Raw genomic sequence first — 17426 nt, 5'->3', positions numbered from 1 at the left:
GGCGTCAGCTTTGCAGCGCTGCCCGTATCTTTTCGGCGTTCTCGACCAGTACCTCCGGCTTCTCCATTCCTCCCGTGTGCGGCTTCAGCGGGATGCCGTCGAAGCGCGGGATGATATGTACGTGCAGATGATAGACGGTCTGCCCCGAGGCCGGCTCATTGAACTGCATGACGGTGACGCCATCGGCGCCGAAGGCCTGTTTCACCGCCAGCGCCACTTTCTGAACGACGGTGAAGAGCGGGCCGAAAATTGAAGGATCGGCATCGAGAAGGTTGCGCGACGGCGCTTTCGGCACCACCAGCGTATGGCCCGGCCCCTGCGGCATCACATCCATGAAGGCGATGACCGCTTCATCCTCATAGACACGGTGCGAAGGAATTTCGCCGCGCAGGATCTTGGCGAAAATGTTGTCGGTATCGTAGGCGGCCTCGGTCATGGCGAACGCTCCGGATTGTGCCTTTCGTGTAGCGAAGCCGCCGAAATTCGGCAAGACGATTGGAAAATTGACCATCGGGCGGCGCGGTTGCTACTCCTCGAGATCCTTGCGGAACGGGGTGTGCTCTTCCAGATATTCGCTCATCCGCTCCACCTCTTGCCGTTCGCGCCTGAGATAGTCGGCGACGGCGTTGCGCAGGCCTGGGTGCGCAATGTAGTGCGCGGAATGCATGGTCACCGGCCGGTAGCCGCGCGCCAGCTTGTGTTCGCCCTGCGCGCCCGCCTCGACCACCTTCAGCTTGCGCTCGATGGCGAAGTCGATCGCCTGATGGTAGCAGACCTCGAAATGCAGGAAGGGATGGTCTTCGATGCAGCCCCAGTTGCGGCCATAGAGTGCGTCGGAGCCGATGAAATTGATGGCGCCGGCAATATAGCGCCCATTGCGCCTGGCCATCACCAGCAGGATGTCGTCGGCCATGCGTTCGCCGATCATCGAGAAGAATTGACGGTTGAGATAGGGCCGGCCCCATTTACGGCTGCCGGTGTCCATGTAGAAGGCGAAGAAATCATCCCAGGCCTTTTCCGTGAGGTCCTTGCCGGTCAACCGGTCGATCGAAATGCCGTCGCCAAGCGCTTCGCGCCTTTCCTTCTTCATCGCCTTTCGCTTGCGCGAGGCAAGGGTGGCGAGGAAGTCGTCATAAGTTGAAAAGCCTTCGTTGAAGAAATGGAATTGCTGGTCGGTGCGGTGCAGGAAACCGGCTGCTTCTAGCACCTCCACATCGCTCTCTTGCGCGAAGGTGACATGCGCGGAAGAGACACCGAGCTTTTGCGTCACCGCCTTCAGGCCCGCCGCGAGGCCGGCCTTCACCTTGGCACTGTCCTCGCCCCTGGTGACCAGCAGGCGAGGGCCGGTGACCGGGGAGAACGGCACGGCACTTTGAAGTTTGGGATAGTAACGGCCACCCGCGCGCTCGAACGCATCCGACCAGCCATGGTCGAACACATATTCGCCCTGGCTGTGCGATTTGAGATAACAGGGCACCCCGCCCAGCAATCTGCCTTGCCCATCCTCCAGCCTGAGGTGGTGGCCCTGCCAACCGGTGCGCCGCACGGCGCATCCGGAATCCTCGAGCGCGCTTAGAAAAGCGAAGGAAACCAAAGGATTGTAACTGGTTTCTATATCGCCGCGCGCGGTTCCGGCAAAGCCGTTCCATTCATCACAGGTGAAGGCGCCGATGCCCGCGGCGACGCGGATCGAATAATCCGCATTGGCCGTTTGTCCGTCACCCTCGTCGCCCTGATCCATGAGGCTTATTTAAGCTCCGGCCGGCCTGGTACAAGTCACGTTTCAGACACTCAGGCGACTTTGACCAGATCGGGTTCGAACCCTTCGAATGTCATCTGGTCGGCATATCTGAAGGTCAGGTCGACCGCCGGCTGGTCATGCACCGTCCAGGTGATAACAGGCATTTTCAGCCTTTCACGCACGAAGCTGACAAATGGGTTTGGCAGGTCGCCGGCGGCGTAGGAGGTGAAGGCGATCTCATGCGCCAGCATGGCGAAATGCGCCTCGATCAACCCGACGTCCTTGCCATAGGCGGTGAGACCCCCTGGGATGCCCGGCGCGTCCTTCGGAAAATCGCGGACCAGCCAATGGTCGAACGACATGATCGCCGCCTTGCCCTTGTAGCGCTTGAGCATCTTGCCGACGCTTGCCACCAGGCCTTCGTCATAGCCGGGCGTGCCTTTCAACTCGACCACCAATGGCACGCGGCCGTTCACCAGGTCGAGCGCTTCCTGCAGCGTCGGCACATGGTCCGGCGTGCCACCGACCCTGAGCGCCGCGAGTTCAGCCGCGGTGCGCTGCCAGACGAAACCATCCTGGCCGGTCAGGCGCTTGAGATCGCCGTCATGGATGATGACGGGAACGCGGTCGGACGACAGGTGGACGTCGCATTCGATGGCATAGCCGCGTTCGGCCGCCGCGGCGAAGGCCGACAGCGTGTTTTCCCAGCGCGTCTTGTTCATGTCGTGGAAGCCGCGATGGGCGACGGGCCGGGCGGTCAGCCAGGATAGGTCGGTCATATCAGTCCCCTGGCTCATTCGATTTCGAAGACGGCTTCGATTTCCACTGCGGCATTAAGCGGCAGGCAGGCGGTGCCGACGGCGGAGCGTGCATGCTTGCCACGCTCGCCAAGGGCCGCCACCAGGAAATCGGAGGCGCCGTTGGCAACCAGATGCTGCTCGACGAACTCAGGTGTCGAGGCGACGAAAACGGTGATCTTCACCAGACGGCTAATCTTCTCGAGGTCGCCGAGTGCTGCCTTGGCCTGCGCCAGGATGTTGATCGCGCAGTATTTTGCCGCATCCTTGCCGCCTGCGGTATCGAGATCGCGGCCTAACAGCCCGCTCGCCTGCAGCTTGCCGTCCTTGAGCGGCAATTGCCCGGCGGTGAACAGCAGATTGCCGGTCCTGCAATAAGGCACGTAGTTGGCGGCGGGCGCGGCGGCGACGGGAAGCGTCACACCCAGATCGCTTAGCCGCTTTTCGATTGTTTCACTCATGGTATTTCCCTATTGCTTGGTGACGCCGCGCCGGCCGGGCCGAAATTGCTATTTTTGCCTCGCTTCCGCCACGACTTTTTTTAAGCTGGACCATCTTTCCCTGCGGCCTGCCATCAGTCGCGACGATCGGAGTACCTCATGCGCGCAACGCGCCTCGCATTCCATGCCGTCCTGTTGTCGGGGGCCTTCTCGATCGGCCCTGCCTTCGCGGCGCCGGCGCTGCAAGCCCACCGCGCCGTCTACGATCTTACCCTGAAGAAAGCGTCCGATCAGTCCGGCATCACCGGCATATCCGGCCGCATGGTCTATGAGTTCAATGGCTCGGCCTGCGAAGGCTATACGGTGAAATTCCGCTTCGTCACCCAGATCGTCACCGCCGACAACACCAGGTTGACCGACCAGCAGACGACCACTTTCGAGGATGCCGAGGGCAAGACCTTTTCGTTCGTGACAAAATCCTTCGTCGACCAGAATCTCGACAAGGAGGTCAAGGGCGTCGCCACGAAAGAAACCAAGGGCCTGAAGGTCGACATCGACAAGCCTGAAAAGAACAGCGTCGAGCTGGCGACGACCCAATTCCCGACCCAGCATCTGGTCGAGCTGCTCGGCAAGGCCGAAAAGGGCGAAAATTTTTACGAAACCAGCCTGTTCGACGGTTCCGAAGACGCCAACAAGGTGATGACCACCACCGTCGTCGTCGGCAAGAAAACCGATGCCGACAAGGCCGACCCGGAAGCTTCGGCACTGGCAAAGCTCGCCACCGACAAATACTGGCCGGTCGATATCGCCTATTTCGACGACACCAACAAGACGGGCGAAGAGGTGCCGGAATACCGTATCAGCTTCAAGCTGCATGAGAACGGCATCACCCGCGATCTCGTCATGGACTATGGCGACTTCTCGATGACCGGCAAGCTGGTCAACCTGTCGCTGTTCGACCAGACGAAACCCTGTCCCGCCAAATAGTGCCGGTCTAGGCAGTTGATTTGCCACGGCACGGCGTGGTCGTAACGATCGACTTGAACGTGCCGCAATCGTCTCCCAACCTGCTTCCCAGCGTCCAGGCGCGAGGGGGATCAGCTTGAGCAGGATCGATACATTCGTGGCGCCGCGGCCCAACCCGGCACTGATCAGGGCCATGACATCCGTCAACCGGATCGTCATGCTGCGCGGCATTCCCGGATTTCGCGATCTGTTGCCGTTCAATCGCCTGGCCGGTCTTCGCGGCGTCGCCAATGTCCGCCATATCGACTTTCCCGACGCCGATCTTGAGCGGCTGAAGGCCAGTTGCGGGGCAGGGAAGGCGACCTTCATCACGCCCAATCATCCCGAGTTCTTCACCGACTGGATGATCGACAAGGAGATTGTGTCGCAGGTCAGCCCGCTCACGGCCTCATGGGCAACCAATGGTGTCGTCAACGGCCTTGGCCGGCTGATGCAGAAGTTCTGGCTGGCCAACAATCTGATCGCCCAGATTCCGGGCAACAGCGGGGCAGCCAAGGAACACTCGATCGCCTGGGCCTTGAAAGGCCATGGCGTGCTGCTGCATCCCGAAGGCGGCGTCGGCTGGCATGCCAATGTCGTTGCGCCTTTGCTGCCGGGTGCCGTCGAGATGGGGCTGGAGGCCCTCAAGCGCGGTCAGGCCACGGATCCGGACTTCAAGGTCTGGATCGCGCCAGTCGTCTGGAAGCTTGCCTTCACCGGGAATGTCGAAGCGGCGCTGGCGAAGGAATGCGCCTATGTCGAGAAAAGCCTGAAAGTAGAACGCCTTGCGACCGACACGCTGCCGCAGCGCATTCACCATATCTATTCGACGCTGCTGGCCCGCGATGAAGCCGCCAGCGGCATGCCATTCGACCAAGGCGCTTCCCATGCCCAGCGCCAGAGGGTTTTGGCCACTGAGCTCGGCCGCCGGCTCGGCAAAAGCATCTCAGCCGACATTGATGTCACCGACACTGCCGAGCTTCTGCGGCGTGCGCGTCGCTGGCAGCGCGAAAACGCTGGCGATGCGGAACGGCAAAGGCAGGTCCGCGCGCTCGCCGATAGGGTTCAGAGACTGCAACGCCTCGGACCTTGGGCCTCGGCCAATCCGAGCATCACTCAGGAGGAGATCGCCGAACATCTGAAGCGGATCCGCAACGACTATTGCCGGGGCGGACTGCGCGACACGATGAACCGGTTCGTTCCGCAGCCGGCAGGGCCGCGTTGCGCCCACATCCGGGTGCCGGAGGCACTGGGCTTGCATGCGCATACGGGCTCGATCGACGATGCGGTTGCCGAGCTGCACCGTCGCATGCAGGATACAGTCACCAACATTGTGGCCGAGCTTGCGGCCAAGGGCAGCTTCATTTCCTATCCGAATCCATTCTATCGTCCCTGACATCCTGACGGGCCACGTGGCCGGCTGTGGTCAGGGATGGAAGGCAAACAGCAAGCTTCATGGCGGTCTATGTCGACGCAGCGATCTGGAACTGGGCCGGCCATCGCTGGTGCCATCTGTTGGCCGACGACACCGACGAGTTGCATCGCTTTGCCGCCCGGCTCGGCGTCAAGCGCTCATCCTACCAGGGGCCGCCCAAGACATCGGCGCCGCATTATGACATAACCGGCTTCGAGCGCGATCGAGCGGTGCGGCTCGGCGCCATCGAATGCAGCCGCGAAGAGATCGTCGCCGTCTTCCGGCGGGTGCGGGTGCCGAACGGGAAGATAAAGCGCTGACGGCAGGGCCCGGATCGTCGCACGCCGCACCACAGATCTCGCGGCGCTTGCGTTTATCGCGCATCCCCTCTATATGCGCGCTCATTCCACACACGGACTTTGGTGTCTGCCCGGGAGAAATCCGGCTGAAACCTCCGGTGGCGTTCGAGGACAAAGTCCAAAAATGCCTGTGTCCGTGGAGGTTAACCGGAAAGGAACTTTGAATGGCACTGCCTGATTTCAGCATGCGCCAGCTTTTGGAAGCTGGCATTCACTTTGGCCACCAGACCCACCGCTGGAACCCGAAGATGGCGCCCTACATCTATGGCGCCCGCAACAACATCCACATCATCGACCTCAGCCAGACGGTGCCTTTGCTGCACCAGGCGCTGAAGCAGGTTTCCGACACTGTCGCCAAGGGCGGCCGCGTGCTGTTCGTCGGCACCAAGCGCCAGGCGTCCGACATTGTCGCCGATGCTGCACAGCGTTCGGCTCAGTATTATGTCAACTCGCGTTGGCTCGGCGGCATGCTGACCAACTGGAAGACGATCTCGAATTCGATCCAGCGCCTGCGCAAGCTCGACGAGATGCTGGCCGGCGAGGCGCAAGGGTTGACCAAGAAGGAACGCCTGAACCTCGACCGCGAGCGCGAGAAGCTCGACAAGGCGCTGGGCGGCATCAAGGACATGGGCTCGACGCCGGACCTGATGTTCGTGATCGACACCAACAAGGAAGCGATCGCCATCCTCGAGGCCAAGCGTCTCGGCATCCCGGTCGTCGCCATCATCGATTCGAACTGCGATCCGGACAAGATCGACTTCCCGATCCCCGGCAATGACGACGCGGCCCGCGCCATCCAGCTCTATTGCGATCTGATCGCCAAGGCTGCGATCGACGGCATCGCCCGTCAGCAGGGCGCGCTCGGCGTCGACATCGGCGCTTCGATCGAAGCTCCCGTCGAACCCGCGCTCGACCCGGCTCCGGCTCCGGCGTCGGAAGCTCCCGAAGCTTGATAATCGAAGGCCGGTTGCGGCCTTCATCTTTCTCATATTCTGGCACGCTAGACAGACGCACCATCGAATACCGATGGTGCGTCGGTGCATTCTAGACAAAGAGGCGACAATGAGCATTTCGGCTGCACAGGTCAAAGAACTCCGCGACTTGACCGGCGCGGGCATGATGGATTGCAAGGCGGCGTTGACCGAGACCAACGGGAACATGGAAGAGGCCGTCGACTGGCTGCGCAAGAAGGGTATCTCCAAGGCCGACAAGAAGGCTGGCCGCACCGCGGCTGAAGGCCTGATCGGCGTCGACAATGGCGTGCGCGAGGCTGCCGTCGTCGAGGTCAATTCCGAGACCGACTTCGTTGCCCGCAACGCCGCGTTTCAGGAAATCGTCGCCAACGTTGCCAAGGTTGCCCTGGCCTATGGCACGACCGAAGCTGTGGCTGCCGCAAAGTATCCGGGTTCCGACAAGTCGGTTGCCGACACCATCAAGGACGCTGTCGGCACCATCGGCGAAAACATGGGCTTCCGCCGCTCGGCCAAGCTCACCGTTCCGCACGGCGCTGTCGCTACCTACGTTCACAACGCGGTTGCCGACGGCCTTGGCAAGCTCGGCGTGCTGGTCGCGATCGAGACCACGGGCAATGAGCATGCCGCCAACGCCTTTGGCCGCCAGGTGGCCATGCATGTTGCCGCCACCAACCCGCTGGCGCTGACCGCAGAGCAGATCGACCCGGCCGCGGTCGAACGCGAGAAGGCGATCTTCTCCGACCAGGCGCGCCAGTCCGGCAAGCCGGAAGCGATCATCGAGAAGATGGTCGAGGGCCGTCTGCGCAAGTTCTACGAGGAAGTCGTGCTCCTGAAGCAGGCCTTCGTGCTCAATCCCGACATCACTGTCGAGAAGGCGCTGAAGGATGCCGAGAAGGAGATCGGTGCCCCGGCCAAGATCACCGCCTACCTGCGCTTTGCACTGGGCGAGGGCATCGAGAAGGAAGAGACCGATTTCGCCGCGGAAGTCGCTGCAGCGGTCAAGAAATAGCCCTTTCCAGGGCTTACGAACTCAGGCAACTCGGCCGGGTGTCCGCAAGGAGGCCCGGCCGATTTCTTGTGCGGTGTCGATAAAGGCCCTGAGCTTCGGCGCCATCGCCGCCCGTCGCGGAAAATACAGGAATAGCCCCGGCTCCTCGATCGCTGTCTGCGGCAGCACCTGGACGAGGCGGCCCGCGGCAAGATCGGCGCGCGCCAGCGGCTCGAACATATAGGCGAGCCCGACGCCTGCAAGCGCAAGATCGATTGCCGCGAGCGAATCCGTCACGACAACGCTGCCCCGCGTCTCCACGGCGATGTCCTTGCCATCATCGATCAGATCCCAGCGATAGAGCGCACCGGAGCGGACGAGCCGGTAGCCGATACAATTGTGGTTCGCCAGGTCGGCAACGCTGCCGGGACGGCCGTGCCTTCCGATGTAAGCGGGCGAGGCGACGATGACGACGGAGAATGGCGGCGTCAGCCGGACCACGACCATGTCCTGAGCGATCATCTCGCCAAGCCGGATGCCGGCATCGAAGCCTTCGCCGACGATATCGACCAGAGCCTGGTCGGCGAAGACCTCGACCGTAACCTCCGGATAGCGCTCGGCCATCGCCGCGACCACCGGCGTCACCGCCAATGGTATCGCGATGTTGGAGGCGTTGATCCTGAGCAGGCCAGACGGCCTGCCTTTGACGCTGCGGATGCGGTCCATCCGCTCGGCAATATCCTGGAGGGCCGGAGCCGCCGTTTCCACCAGCGCCTTGCCGGCCTCGGTGAGCGAAACGCTGCGAGTCGTGCGGGCGAACAAGGGCTGGCCGATCCGTTCTTCGACAATGCGCACCGCATGGCTGACCGCCGAAGGGCTCATGCCGAGTTCGGCAGCCGCAAGCGCGAAGCCGCCGCGCCGGGCAACGGCGACCACGACAGGGAGATGGCTGAGCAGATCGCGATCCATTCATGAATGATATCGCATGGTCTTTGCGAACAATGCAATCTTATCGATGCCAAGGCTGCGGTCCACATTGTCGCCAACACATCGGCGATCGGCCGATCGCATCGAGGAGACGAGACATGAATGCGTTAAGACAGGTAACTTTCGCGGCAGGCATGGCGTTGGCGCCGATGGGCGCCGGCGGGGCGGAACCATCCGACTGGCAGGCCCTCGCAGACGAACGCGCGGTCATTCGCATTGCCGATGCCATCGACCGGGCCGTCGACGCCCAGGACTGGAAACTTGCACGCAGCTATTTCGCGGATCGGGTCACTGCCGACTTCAGCAGTCTCTCAGGACAGCCGGCGGCCAACATCGCCTCCGACGATCTGATCGGCGCCTGGGCGGCCAACCTCAAGGGCAGCAAGACAAGCCTGCATCTGCGCACCAATCACCAGGTCGTTCTCGACGCGGACACGGCGACGGTCCTGTCGAACGGCTATGCCTGGAACCGGATGGAAGGAAATGGCGACCCGCTCTGGGAGGTCTGGGGCACCTATGTGCATCACCTGACGCGTTTCGCGGATGGCTGGAAGGTCGATGGCTTCACGTTCCACATGACACACGAGCGCGGCAATCCCTGGGTCAAGAACACTCCGGGCCAGTGACGCGCGGGGTACCGAGCATTGGAAGACGATTATGACCATGACCATGACCTACTACACTCTTGGCAACAGCGGCCTCAGGGTCAGCCGGCTGGCGCTGGGCACGATGACTTTCGGCAAGGAATGGGGCTGGGGAGCGGACAGGGACACGGCGCGGGCGATTTTCGACGCCTATGTCGAGGCGGGCGGCAATTTGTTCGACACGGCGGATCTCTACACAGACGGCACGGCCGAAGCCTGGCTTGGTGAATTCATCGCCGAGCGCGGGCTTCGCGACACGGCGGTGATCGCCAGCAAATTCACCATGAACACGCAGCCCGGCAATCCGAATGCCGGCGGCAATGGCCGCAAGAACATCATGCGGGCCATCGATGCTTCACTGAAGCGGTTGGGCACCGACTATATCGATCTTTATCTCATGCATGTCTGGGACAAGCTGACCCCGGCTGAAGAGGTCATGCGCACGCTGGACGACCTGGTTCGGATGGGCAAGGTGCGCCATGTCGGCCTGTCCGATGTGCCCGCCTGGTATGCGGGCCGCGCACAGGCGATCGCCGAATTCCGCGGATATGAGCCGGTTTCGGCGCTGCAGCTCGAATATTCGTTGGCCGAACGCGCGATCGAGAATGAGTTCGTGCCATTCGGCACGCGCCATGGCGCCGGCATCATGGTGTGGAGCCCGCTGGCTAGCGGACTGCTGAGCGGCAAGTATCGGCCTGCTCAGGCCGGAAACGCGGGCCGGCTCGACGGATTTCGCAACTCGACGCATCCAGGTTTCCAAAAGTTCACGCAACGCAACTGGGCTATCGTGGCCGAACTCGAGAAGGTCGCATCCGAGATCGGCCGCAGCATGCCTCAGGTCGCGCTCAACTGGGTGGCGACGCAGCCGGGGATCGCAACCGTCATCCTCGGTGCGACGACGCTCAGCCAAATGCATGACAATCTTGGCGCGCTGGATTTCGAGATTCCGAAAGCGCATCGCTACCGGCTGGAGAGAGCCAGCAGAACTCCAGCGCCGTTTCCCTATTCCTATTTCGGCTCGCAGATACAGGCGCGCGTTACCGGCGGCGCGACAACCGGCGACAAGCCCTCCAGCTACGCGTCACCGGTGCTCGTCGAAGGAGAGTCGGCCAGCGTGTCCACCAATTGATTGATGGGACAGGAAACCGGCGAATTTGCCGTTTGGGCGCCGCGTGACATCGCGGCGCCCTTCGTGTATCGGAACGCCATTGTTTCGAGGCGGCACCTGCGCGAGGGGAGCCACTTGGAACGCGCCACACGCAAAATGACGAGGCCCAGATGACGGTGAAGCCCCTCTACCGACGTGTCTTGCTGAAAGCGTCGGGCGAAGCATTGATGGGCGAGCAGCATTTCGGCATCGACGTTTCAGTGGTGGATCGCATCGCCGGCGACATCGCCGAGGCGCGCGCATTGGGCATCGAGGTCGGCGTTGTCATCGGCGGCGGCAACATTTTTCGCGGCGTGGCCGTTGCCTCCAAGGGCGGCGACCGTGTCACCGGCGACCACATGGGCATGCTTGCCACGGTGATCAATTCGTTGGCGCTGCGCACGTCGTTGAACAAGATCGGCGTCGACGCCGTGGTGCTTTCGGCGATCGCCATGCCCGAACTGTGCGAGAGCTTTTCGCAGCGCCAGGCGACCGCCTACATGAACCAGGGCAAGGTGGTGATCTTTGCCGGCGGTACCGGCAATCCATTCTTCACCACTGATTCGGCCGCAGCCCTTCGCGCCGCTGAAATCGGCGCCGACGCGCTGTTCAAGGGCACTCAGGTCGACGGCGTCTATTCGGCGGACCCGAAGAAGGACCCGAATGCGACGCGTTTCGAGCGCATCAGCCATGGCGAAGTCATAAATCGCGGCCTTTCCATCATGGATACTGCTGCGATTGCACTTGCGCGCGAAAACAACATTCCGATAATCGTCTATTCGATCCACGAAAAAGGTGGCTTCGGCGATATTCTGAGGGGCGGCGGCCGTTGCACGGTCGTCGCGGACGATTGATCGGCGGCCTGACCCGAAAAGGATGCCGGGTTTCGAAAGCCCGATTCGAAGACGGCCCCGAGGCAGTGAACCCGCATTAGACGGGTCGAGGAGACAAAGATGAGCGGTGAGTACGACGATCTCAAGCGGCGCATGGATGGGGCTATTGCCGCGTTCAAGCATGATCTGGCCTCGCTGCGGACCGGTCGCGCCTCCAGCAATCTGCTCGATGCGATCCAGGTGCAGGCCTACGGCACCACCATGCCGATCAATCAGGTCGCCAACGTCTCGGTGCCGGAGCCGCGCATGATCTCGGTATCCGTATGGGACAAGTCGATGGTTGGCGCGGTCGACCGCGCGATCCGCGAATCCAATTTGGGATTCAACCCGATCGTAGACGGCACCAACCTCAGGATTCCACTTCCCGAACTTAACGAACAGCGCCGCAAGGAATTGGTCAAGATCTCGCACACCTACGCCGAGAACGCCCGTGTCGCCGCGCGCCATGTGCGCCGCGACGGCATGGACTTCCTGAAGAAGGCGGAGAAGGACGGCGACATCAGCGAAGACGATCAGCGCAAGCGCTCGGACCAGGTCCAGAAACTTACCGACGAGACGATCAGCACCATCGACCACCTGCTTTCCGATAAGGAAGCTGAAATCATGCAGGTTTAGGGTCTTGGCCGCCGGCTGACCCGAAAGCGAGAACATGGCAACGCCCGCGCATGTCGCGATCATCATGGACGGAAACGGACGCTGGGCCAAGGCGCGCGGCATGCCCCGCCTTGCGGGCCACCGTGCCGGTGTCGAGGCGCTGCGCAAGACGGTGCGCGCGGCACCTGGGCTCGGCATCTCCTACCTGACCGTCTATGCGTTCTCATCGGAGAACTGGTCGCGGCCGAAGTCCGAGGTCAGCGACCTGATGGGCCTCTTGAAAATGTTCATCCGCCGTGACCTTGCCGAACTGCACCAGAGCGGTGTGCGGGTTAGAATCATCGGTGACCGGGCAGGGCTGCAGCCTGATATCAGGGGACTGCTCGACGAGGCCGAAACGCTGACGGCCGCAAACGAATCGCTGACGCTGGTGATCGCCTTCAACTATGGCGGACGAGACGAAATCGTTCGCACGGCACAAAAGCTTGCGGCGGCCGTGGCGCGTGGCGAACTCGACGCCGAGGCGATATCAGCCGAAAGCTTTGCCGGTGCGCTTGATACGCAAGGCATTCCCGACCCGGAACTGGTCATCCGCACCAGCGGCGAGCTTCGATTGTCGAATTTCCTTCTGTGGCAAGCCGCCTATAGCGAACTCGTCTTCCTGCCTTGCTACTGGCCCGACTTCAGCCGCGAGCACCTTGCGGAGGCCTTGCGTGAGTTTGCCGGCCGCGAACGCCGTTTCGGCGGACTTGGAGGCCAGGACGTCGCTTCGCGACCGGCCGCGGGATGAGCAATCTTCAACTGCGTATCGTTTCGGCGATCGTGCTCGCCATCATCACTCTCGGCTTGACCTGGATCGGCGGTCTGCCGTTCCGGCTGCTGTGCGCCGTAATATCGGCGGCGATCTTCTATGAATGGACCCGCATGTCGCGCCCGACCGGGGCAACGGGCCTTGGTTTTCTGCCGGAAGCACTGCTGGTTGTCTTCATTGGCGCCTTGATTGGCGGTCTGGCCGCCTCCTGGCTGCTGCCGCTTGTGGCGGCCATTGTTGCCGCAACGGCGATAGCCGCCTCGGTTCGCAAGACCGGACAATGGGATGCGAGCGGCCTTGCCTATGCCGCGGTTTCAGGCCTGTCGCTCGCCTTGCTGCGCGATGGCGATCATTCAGGCCTCATTGCCATCCTGTTCCTGTTCGCGGTCGTCTGGGCCACCGATATCCTTGCTTATTTCGTTGGCCGTGCCGTTGGGGGGCCGAAACTGGCGCCCTCTATCTCGCCCGGCAAGACGCGCAGCGGCGCGCTCGGCGGCGCGCTCGGCGGCGTCGTCGCCGGGCTGGTCCTCGCCGTAGCTGCCGGTGTCGGCAATCTGGCATTGCTCGGCCTGGTGGCGCTCGTGCTGTCGATTGTCTCGCAGGCGGGCGACCTGTTTGAATCCTGGGTCAAGCGCCGCCATGGCCGCAAGGACTCAGGTGCGCTCATACCGGGCCATGGCGGCGTCATGGATCGCGTCGATGGGCTTGTCGCAGCGGCATTCGCCCTATACGTCATCGGCTGGATTTCGGCGAACGCCGATCATCCGGCGCAGGGTCTGTTTCCCGTTTGAGTGGTGTCATTTCAGGGTCCTTTGCGCGGTGCGCCTTGGATTCGCCCGGATTGGTGTCACAGTCGCGGCGCAGTGTGCGCCGTGGAAGAATTTGAGGGTTTGTCTTGAACGAGATTCTTCACGCGCTTTTCAGCACAGAAGGCTTTGTCCTCGGCACGCTGGTGCCATTCCTCTTCGTGCTGACCGTGGTCGTGTTCGTCCACGAAATGGGCCATTACCTTGTCGGGCGCTGGTGCGGCATCGGCGTCAGGGCCTTCTCGATAGGCTTCGGCCCGGAACTCTTCGGCTTCAACGACAGCCACGGCACGCGCTGGAAACTGTGTGCGATACCGCTTGGCGGCTATGTCAAATTCGTCGGCGACATGAACGCCACATCGAGCCAGCCCACGTCGGAAGAAATTGAAACGCTGACCGAGGAAGAGCGCAAGGTCGCCTTTCACACGCAGCCGATCTGGAAGCGCGCCGCAACGGTGGTGGCCGGACCGCTGTTCAATTTCCTGCTGACGATCGTCGTCTTTTCCGTGCTGTTCACCGCCTATGGCCGCTATGTCGCCGAGCCCATGGTGGCCGAGGTGACCGCCGACAGCCCGGCGGCGAAGGCCGGCATCCTTCCCGGCGACCGATTCGTCAGCGTCGACGGCAACAAGGTCGAAACCTTTGGCGACGTCCAACGCCTGGTCTCGGGCCGTGCCGACGACGCAATCACCTTCGTCATGTTGCGCGACGGCCAGGAGGTCACCGTGACCGCGGCGCCGCGGCTGATGGAACAGGAGGACGCGCTCGGCAACAAGGTCAAGGTCGCCGTGATCGGTGTCGTCAACAACAAGGAACTCGGCCAGCCGAGGCTCATCACCTACACACCGGTCGGAGCGGTCGCGGCGGCGGTCGAGGAAACCGGTCACGTCATCCAGCGCACCGGGCAGTTCCTGCAGCGCTTTGTTGTCGGACGCGAAGACAAATGTCAGCTGGGCGGCCCGGTGAAGATCGCCGACATGGCGGGCAGGGCTGCGAAACTGGGATTCGAATGGCTGGTGCAGCTGGTTGCACTGCTATCCGTTGGCATCGGAATTCTGAACCTTTTGCCGATTCCCCCCCTCGACGGCGGTCACCTCTTGTTCTACGGGGTGGAGGCTGTCATTCGCCGTCCGGTGTCGGAACGGATGATGGAATTAGCCTATCGGGCCGGGTTGCTTCTGGTGCTGTGCTTCATGGGGTTCGTTTTTTGGAACGATCTGTTTGGGTGCTGAAATCATGAAGAAATTTGGCTTCTGCATGGACGATGTTGAGACGCCGTTTACCATGCAAGGGGATATGAGTGACGCGAAAGCCACGCCGCAGGGTTAAGTAAATACAAATTAACCAGAAGCCTTGCGTGTAGGGAAAATCCGGTTAATACGGTAGGGGAAATTACCGCACGTCCGGTTTTCTCGCCGTGGGGACTACGAGAAAAGGTTATTAAGCCCGATGAAGGCAGCATCCAAGTTTCTAAGCGCCGCGTCCGCGGTGACCCTGTCCGCGGCCATGGTCGTGCCAGGCGCGCTCTCAGTGCAGTTCGTTGCCACATCGGCGGCTGAAGCCGCTGTCGTCAGCAGAGTCGAAGTGAGCGGCAACCAGCGTATCGACGCTGAGACCATCCGCAATTACATCACCATCAAGCCGGGCAAGGCTTTCTCCAGTTCCGATATCGACGGTGCGGTCAAGGCACTGTTCGGCACCGGCCTGTTTTCGGATGTGCAGATCAACCAGGTCGGCTCGACGCTGGTGGTCAAGGTTGCCGAGTACCAGGTTGTCAACCAGGTGCTGTTCCAGAATAACAAGAAGCTCAAGGACAATGCGCTTGCGGCGGCGGTGCAGCTGAAGCCGCGCGGAACGTTCTCGCAGGCGACGCTCGATGCCGACGTGGAATCGGTCAAGGCTGCCTACCGGCGCATTGGTCGCGACGATGTGACCGTGACCACGCAGGTCATGCAGCTTGGCGACAACCGCGTGAATGTTGTCTTCAATATTGCCGAAGGCGATCGCACGCAGATCACGGCGATCAATTTCGTCGGCAACAGCGCCTATTCCAGCCGCCGCCTGTCGGATATCATCAACACCAAGCGCTCATCCTGGCTTTCCTTCGTCCTGCGCGACGACGTCTATGACGACGACAAGCTGCGCGCGGATCAGGAGCTGCTGCGCCGCTTCTACTACAATCACGGCTATGCCGACTTCCAGGTCGTGTCCGCCGTCGGCGAGCTCGACAGCGCGACGAACAAGTACACGGTCACCATCACCGTCCAGGAAGGCGACCGCTACACGTTCGGCGATGTTAGCGTCGAGAGCACGATCCCTGAAGTCGACGGTAAGTCGCTGGAATCGGTGATCGAGACCCACAAGGGTGACGTCTACAACGCCAAGAACGTCGAGGATTCCATCATCGCGCTGACCGAGAAGGTGGCCGGTTCCGGCTATGCCTTCGCGCAGGTCACGCCGCGCGGCGACCGCAATTTCGAGAACCACACCATTTCGGTGGTCTATACGATCGATCAGGGCACCAAGGCCTATATCGAGCGCATCGAGATCCGCGGCAACGATCGCACGCGTGACTATGTCATTCGCCGCGAGTTCGACGTCAGCGAAGGCGATGCCTTCAACCAGGTGCTCATCCAGCGCGCGAAAAAGCGCCTGGAAAACCTGAATTACTTTGAGAAAGTCGACATCTCGACCGTGCCGGGCTCGCAGCCCGACCAAGTCGTTCTGGTGGTCGACGTGGTTGAGAAGTCGACCGGCGAGTTCTCGGTGGGCGCTGGTTATTCGACCGGTGGCGACACGGCCGGTCCGTCGGTCGAAGGATCGGTGACCGAGCGCAACTTCCTCGGTCGTGGCCAGTTCATCAAGGTGTCGGCGGGCGGCGGCAAGAATTCACGCGACTACAGCCTGTCCTTCACAGAGCCTTATTTCCTTGGACGGCGCATCGCCGCCGGCTTCGACATCTATAAGTCGACGCGGGAGTACGACAACAACTACGACAGTGATACCACGGGTGCGACGATCCGTTTCGGCCTGCCGATCACCGACAGCATCACGACTCAGTTGGCGTACAACATCTCGCAGGAAAAATATGAAGTTGACGATGGTTGCTTGACCGGCGGGGTTTATGTTCCTGGCAGCCCTTGCAATATCTCAACCGCAATCCTTGATGGCATCGATCAGAGCCCCTGGATCAAATCGTCGGTCAGCCTGGGACTTGTCTACAATACCATCGACGACATGAAGAACCCGCATGAGGGTATCTATGCCAACACGACCGTCGAAGTGGCCGGTCTCGGCGGTGACGCCAAGTTCGTGAAGATCACGGGACGCGGCAGCGTCTATCAGACGTTGTCCGAGTCGCTTGATCTTGTCGGCCTTATTTCGGGCGGCGCCGGTCATGTCGAGGGTTATGGCAGTGACGGCCTGCGTATCTTCGATCAGTTCCAGAGCACGGACCGGATGATCCGTGGCTTCGCCTATGGCGGTATCGGGCCTGTGGATCCGCTCACGGGTGACCATCTCGGCGGCACGACCTACTTCAATGCCTCTGCTGAGGCTCAGTTCCCGCTGCCTGTCGTTCCGGAAAGCTTCGGCCTTCGCGGTGCTGTGTTTGCTGACGCCGCCACTCTCTATGGCAGCCAGGTTACAAGCGTCGCTCAGGAGTCAACGGACATGCAGCTGCGTGCCTCGGTCGGCGTCGGCCTGATGTGGGCGTCGCCGTTCGGTCCGATCCGTATCGACTATGCGATCCCGGTCAAGAAGGAAGCGCGCGACGACGTGCAGGAATTCAACTTCGGCATATCGACCCGCTTCTGATCGGCGGCCA

At 61.6% G+C, this 17426-nt stretch carries 18 protein-coding genes; 13 read left to right on the top strand and 5 right to left on the bottom strand.

Annotation, left to right across the window (positions count from 1 at the left end):
- Window positions 1-4: 4 nt before the first annotated feature.
- The 4 genes from MESCI2_RS0111185 to MESCI2_RS0111170 form a co-directional block, all read right to left on the bottom strand.
- Window positions 5-436, bottom strand: a complete 432-nt coding sequence (locus MESCI2_RS0111185) for an HIT family protein (RefSeq protein WP_027036673.1) — start codon at window positions 434-436, stop codon at window positions 5-7.
- Window positions 437-526: 90 nt separating this feature from the next.
- Window positions 527-1741 carry a GNAT family N-acetyltransferase gene (locus MESCI2_RS0111180; RefSeq protein ID WP_027036672.1) on the bottom strand — a complete coding sequence of 405 codons (1215 nt, stop codon included), beginning with the start codon at window positions 1739-1741 and terminating at the stop codon, window positions 527-529.
- A 50-nt stretch (window positions 1742-1791) separates the two neighbouring features.
- Entirely contained in the window at window positions 1792-2520 is a 729-nt protein-coding gene (locus MESCI2_RS0111175) for a glycerophosphodiester phosphodiesterase (protein WP_027036671.1), read from the bottom strand.
- Window positions 2521-2534: 14 nt separating this feature from the next.
- The gene (locus MESCI2_RS0111170; RefSeq protein WP_027036670.1) at window positions 2535-2999 is read right to left on the bottom strand and encodes a RidA family protein; all 465 of its coding nucleotides are present in this window, start codon (window positions 2997-2999) and stop codon (window positions 2535-2537) included.
- A gap of 138 nt (window positions 3000-3137) precedes the next feature.
- Here MESCI2_RS0111170 and MESCI2_RS0111165 point away from each other — a divergent pair, with 138 nt between their 5' ends.
- From MESCI2_RS0111165 to tsf, 5 genes are all read left to right on the top strand, one after another.
- Complete coding sequence (locus tag MESCI2_RS0111165; protein WP_027036669.1) at window positions 3138-3965, top strand: cell envelope integrity EipB family protein; 828 nt, start codon at window positions 3138-3140, stop codon at window positions 3963-3965.
- 115 nt (window positions 3966-4080) lie between these two features.
- Window positions 4081-5379, top strand: coding sequence for a hypothetical protein (locus MESCI2_RS0111160; RefSeq protein ID WP_027036668.1), 1299 nt, complete (start codon window positions 4081-4083; stop codon window positions 5377-5379).
- A gap of 59 nt (window positions 5380-5438) precedes the next feature.
- Complete coding sequence (locus MESCI2_RS0111155) at window positions 5439-5717, top strand: DUF4031 domain-containing protein (protein ID WP_027036667.1); 279 nt, start codon at window positions 5439-5441, stop codon at window positions 5715-5717.
- A gap of 203 nt (window positions 5718-5920) precedes the next feature.
- On the top strand, window positions 5921-6709 hold the full coding sequence (gene rpsB / locus MESCI2_RS0111150; protein ID WP_027036666.1) for a 30S ribosomal protein S2: 789 nt from the start codon (window positions 5921-5923) through the stop codon (window positions 6707-6709).
- 109 nt (window positions 6710-6818) lie between these two features.
- Complete coding sequence (gene tsf / locus MESCI2_RS0111145) at window positions 6819-7739, top strand: translation elongation factor Ts (RefSeq protein WP_023812936.1); 921 nt, start codon at window positions 6819-6821, stop codon at window positions 7737-7739.
- Window positions 7740-7760: 21 nt separating this feature from the next.
- On the opposite strand, the gene MESCI2_RS0111140 is transcribed toward tsf, so the two are convergent.
- The gene (locus MESCI2_RS0111140) at window positions 7761-8687 is read right to left on the bottom strand and encodes a LysR family transcriptional regulator (protein WP_027036665.1); all 927 of its coding nucleotides are present in this window, start codon (window positions 8685-8687) and stop codon (window positions 7761-7763) included.
- Between the two features lie 116 nt (window positions 8688-8803).
- Here MESCI2_RS0111140 and MESCI2_RS0111130 point away from each other — a divergent pair, with 116 nt between their 5' ends.
- The 8 genes from MESCI2_RS0111130 (at window position 8804) to bamA (ending at window position 17416) form a co-directional block, all read left to right on the top strand.
- Window positions 8804-9331 (top strand): nuclear transport factor 2 family protein, encoded by a 528-nt coding sequence (locus tag MESCI2_RS0111130; protein WP_027036664.1) that lies wholly within the window; start codon window positions 8804-8806, stop codon window positions 9329-9331.
- A gap of 37 nt (window positions 9332-9368) precedes the next feature.
- On the top strand, window positions 9369-10478 hold the full coding sequence (locus MESCI2_RS0111125; protein ID WP_027036663.1) for an aldo/keto reductase: 1110 nt from the start codon (window positions 9369-9371) through the stop codon (window positions 10476-10478).
- A 149-nt stretch (window positions 10479-10627) separates the two neighbouring features.
- Window positions 10628-11350 (top strand): UMP kinase, encoded by a 723-nt coding sequence (gene pyrH, locus MESCI2_RS0111120; protein WP_013531760.1) that lies wholly within the window; start codon window positions 10628-10630, stop codon window positions 11348-11350.
- A 99-nt stretch (window positions 11351-11449) separates the two neighbouring features.
- Window positions 11450-12004 (top strand): ribosome recycling factor, encoded by a 555-nt coding sequence (frr, locus tag MESCI2_RS0111115; protein ID WP_013531759.1) that lies wholly within the window; start codon window positions 11450-11452, stop codon window positions 12002-12004.
- 34 nt (window positions 12005-12038) lie between these two features.
- Window positions 12039-12773: an isoprenyl transferase gene (locus MESCI2_RS0111110; RefSeq protein ID WP_027036662.1), complete on the top strand. Its 735-nt coding sequence runs from the start codon at window positions 12039-12041 to the stop codon at window positions 12771-12773.
- Window positions 12770-13585: a phosphatidate cytidylyltransferase gene (locus tag MESCI2_RS0111105; protein WP_027036661.1), complete on the top strand. Its 816-nt coding sequence runs from the start codon at window positions 12770-12772 to the stop codon at window positions 13583-13585. The genes MESCI2_RS0111110 and MESCI2_RS0111105 overlap by 4 nt, the downstream gene beginning before the upstream one ends.
- 104 nt (window positions 13586-13689) lie before the next feature.
- Window positions 13690-14832: an RIP metalloprotease RseP gene (gene rseP / locus MESCI2_RS0111100; protein ID WP_027036660.1), complete on the top strand. Its 1143-nt coding sequence runs from the start codon at window positions 13690-13692 to the stop codon at window positions 14830-14832.
- Window positions 14833-15049: 217 nt separating this feature from the next.
- Complete coding sequence (gene bamA / locus MESCI2_RS0111090; RefSeq protein WP_027036659.1) at window positions 15050-17416, top strand: outer membrane protein assembly factor BamA; 2367 nt, start codon at window positions 15050-15052, stop codon at window positions 17414-17416.
- Window positions 17417-17426 lie beyond the last annotated feature (10 nt).

The sequence above is a fragment of the Mesorhizobium ciceri WSM4083 genome (assembly GCF_000519305.1).
Lineage (GTDB): Bacteria > Pseudomonadota > Alphaproteobacteria > Rhizobiales > Rhizobiaceae > Mesorhizobium > Mesorhizobium ciceri_B.
Note: the sequence above shows the minus strand (reverse complement) of the source record. Positions and strands in the feature narration are given on the sequence as shown.

What these genes read in the sequence shown, in the direction of transcription:
- frr (WP_013531759.1), top strand. Translation starts at nt 11,450, where the DNA reads ATGAGCGGTGAGTACGACGATCTCAAGCGGCGCATGGATGGGGCTATT.
- bamA (WP_027036659.1), top strand. Translation starts at nt 15,050, where the DNA reads ATGAAGGCAGCATCCAAGTTTCTAAGCGCCGCGTCCGCGGTGACCCTG.
- MESCI2_RS0111170 (WP_027036670.1), bottom strand. Translation starts at nt 2,999, where the DNA reads ATGAGTGAAACAATCGAAAAGCGGCTAAGCGATCTGGGTGTGACGCTT.
- MESCI2_RS0111130 (WP_027036664.1), top strand. Translation starts at nt 8,804, where the DNA reads ATGAATGCGTTAAGACAGGTAACTTTCGCGGCAGGCATGGCGTTGGCG.
- rpsB (WP_027036666.1), top strand. Translation starts at nt 5,921, where the DNA reads ATGGCACTGCCTGATTTCAGCATGCGCCAGCTTTTGGAAGCTGGCATT.
- MESCI2_RS0111110 (WP_027036662.1), top strand. Translation starts at nt 12,039, where the DNA reads ATGGCAACGCCCGCGCATGTCGCGATCATCATGGACGGAAACGGACGC.
- MESCI2_RS0111165 (WP_027036669.1), top strand. Translation starts at nt 3,138, where the DNA reads ATGCGCGCAACGCGCCTCGCATTCCATGCCGTCCTGTTGTCGGGGGCC.
- MESCI2_RS0111185 (WP_027036673.1), bottom strand. Translation starts at nt 436, where the DNA reads ATGACCGAGGCCGCCTACGATACCGACAACATTTTCGCCAAGATCCTG.
- MESCI2_RS0111105 (WP_027036661.1), top strand. Translation starts at nt 12,770, where the DNA reads ATGAGCAATCTTCAACTGCGTATCGTTTCGGCGATCGTGCTCGCCATC.
- pyrH (WP_013531760.1), top strand. Translation starts at nt 10,628, where the DNA reads ATGACGGTGAAGCCCCTCTACCGACGTGTCTTGCTGAAAGCGTCGGGC.
- MESCI2_RS0111180 (WP_027036672.1), bottom strand. Translation starts at nt 1,741, where the DNA reads ATGGATCAGGGCGACGAGGGTGACGGACAAACGGCCAATGCGGATTAT.
- MESCI2_RS0111140 (WP_027036665.1), bottom strand. Translation starts at nt 8,687, where the DNA reads ATGGATCGCGATCTGCTCAGCCATCTCCCTGTCGTGGTCGCCGTTGCC.
- MESCI2_RS0111155 (WP_027036667.1), top strand. Translation starts at nt 5,439, where the DNA reads ATGGCGGTCTATGTCGACGCAGCGATCTGGAACTGGGCCGGCCATCGC.
- MESCI2_RS0111175 (WP_027036671.1), bottom strand. Translation starts at nt 2,520, where the DNA reads ATGACCGACCTATCCTGGCTGACCGCCCGGCCCGTCGCCCATCGCGGC.
- MESCI2_RS0111125 (WP_027036663.1), top strand. Translation starts at nt 9,369, where the DNA reads ATGACCATGACCTACTACACTCTTGGCAACAGCGGCCTCAGGGTCAGC.
- tsf (WP_023812936.1), top strand. Translation starts at nt 6,819, where the DNA reads ATGAGCATTTCGGCTGCACAGGTCAAAGAACTCCGCGACTTGACCGGC.